This is a genomic window from Bartonella sp. AA89HNZF (genome assembly GCF_042196905.1).
Taxonomy (GTDB): Bacteria; Pseudomonadota; Alphaproteobacteria; order Rhizobiales; family Rhizobiaceae; genus Bartonella.
Map to the genome: position 1 here is coordinate 1 of NZ_JBHIRD010000062.1, position 1954 is coordinate 1954.

At 40.3% G+C, this 1954-nt stretch carries 3 protein-coding genes and 1 pseudogene; all 4 read right to left on the reverse strand.

Translation table 11 applies throughout. The annotated features are described in order from the left end of the window. Positions 1-130: 130 nt before the first annotated feature. A complete protein-coding gene (locus tag ACFIN0_RS09620) occupies positions 131-547 on the reverse strand; it encodes a hypothetical protein (RefSeq protein ID WP_375663872.1) in 417 nt (138 codons plus the stop codon). After that, entirely contained in the window at positions 544-1308 is a 765-nt protein-coding gene (locus ACFIN0_RS09625; RefSeq protein WP_375702439.1) for a hypothetical protein, read from the reverse strand. Before ACFIN0_RS09625 ends, ACFIN0_RS09620 begins: the two co-directional genes overlap by 4 nt. 12 nt (positions 1309-1320) lie before the next feature. Beyond that, complete coding sequence (locus tag ACFIN0_RS09630) at positions 1321-1725, reverse strand: hypothetical protein (RefSeq protein WP_375702440.1); 405 nt, start codon at positions 1723-1725, stop codon at positions 1321-1323. After that, a pseudogene (locus tag ACFIN0_RS09635) lies at positions 1722-1954 on the reverse strand (filamentous hemagglutinin); the annotation flags it as partial. The pseudogene ACFIN0_RS09635 and the gene ACFIN0_RS09630, both read right to left, overlap by 4 nt.

A 1954-nucleotide genomic window follows, 5' to 3' on the forward strand; every position in this document is an offset into this window, starting at 1 on the left:
TTGATATTTCCTGTCACCGCTTCATTAAAACAACGGTGAACAATATTGAAATGTTGGATTGAGGGAACAGTCCCGCCGTTCCAAGCAAAGGCAAGGATGGCAGATTGTTGATCATCACAAACAGCAAAACTTAAGGCTCGCATTCAGGTTGTTCTGGATGCTTTGTACAAAACGGGCTGTTTAAGCGCTTCTTGACACTGCGCTGTGGTATGACAGCACCTGGACGACAAATCGGCAAGTTTTTCTCTTTAAAAGTATAACATGGCCCTCCCGCTCTTGCTACTTCTTCATCTTTATAGCGGAATCCTGATTGGAGCATGCAAGCATAAGTTGTTGCTTTAGCATTAATACTCTGCTGTTGGTTTTCTGGATCGATATCATAAGGCGTTGGCATGCCACATTCTAATAGGGCTTTTCCTATCTCCGTAAAATCAGTAACACTATTTTTCTCCCACATACTCAAATACCCTGGAGCAGGCTTATCAATGTTACATCCAGCAATATTTAACAGAATGAGACCACTTAATAATTTCAAGATTTTCTTCATTTTTTTCTTCCTGAATATTTTGAATAAATTGGCGTACAATTAGGTAATCCATAGAACTTTGTACAAGCATCACTTGGATGTCCATAACAAGCATGGACACTGGGGTAGCCCTTAAATATTTGCCCTGCGTCTTTCCAAGGACCACTTCCAGGAGGTATTTGTTCAAAAGTGTAAGGATTTTTGCCAATCTTTGTACCAACAAAGTCATTTTTATGATTTTCCAAGTTTACGTAATCCTGCTTTCCATCACTTAAGATATATAACGTATCTGCCATGTTTTGAGTATTATAAGCTGGTCCAAAGAAATTAATCGTTGTTTTCTTTGCTATACCATGAACACCATGCTTTTCTAAATCATGCGATCCATTGCCCGCTGTCATACTGCCGCGGCTATGCGCATCAGTATGCAATCCTATATTGCCAAGGCTATACAACAGATTCTGGTACTTCTTCGTCGAATTGGTCAAAATACCCAACTTACCTTCTAGAGCATACTGATACCCTGCAATGAACAACTCTACCAAGAACGAATCGCTATGAGGGAACATCAGAAAATAGTGTGGATCATTCTTGTTATCAGCCAACTGAACCGCATTATGGGCTGCTTCATCTGGTGTTGTAAGAATACCATTGAGGAAAAAATGAACTTTGCCATCAGAACCTTTTTGTAAATTCTGTTGTTCTTCATCCGTTAAATAATGTGCGTGAGAAAACAATCCCGCCATTCCAAGTAAAGGCAAGGATGGCAGATTGTTGATCATCACAAGAAAGACTTAAGGATAGCATTCATATTGTTCTGGATGCTTTTTACAAAACGGGCTGTTCAAGCGCTTCTTGACACTACGCATCGGGATCACAGCGCCTGGTCGACAAATCGGAAGGTTTTCGGCTCTAAAAGTATAACACCATCCTCCCTCATGTTCATTTTCATAATGGAAACCTGCTTGAACCATACAAGCATGAATTGTTGCCCATGCATTGTTACTTAGCTTTCTGCTTTCTGGATCAGTATAATAAGGAGTTGGCATTCCACATTCTAACAAGGCTTTTCCTACCTCAGTAAAATCTGCTCCTGGTTTCTTCCACGCTGCCACCTCTCCTAGAGGAGGCTTGTTAAATTGACATCCGGCTATACTGAACAAAGTTACAGCGCTTAATAATTTTAGGGTTTGTTTCATTTTTTACTCCATGATTTACTTAAAGGAAATTGTTCACGATGAGATGAACCATAATCATATCTACATTGTGGACTCGCATCTCCAAGGCAAGTATGGGAGCTTATGGGATTCATGATCACTCTCCACCATTCTTTCCACATGTTACTGCCAGCAGGTATTGTCTCGTAGGTATAGCCATTACCGCCAATAATTCTGCTGACAAAGTCGTATCTATTCCCATCAAAACCAA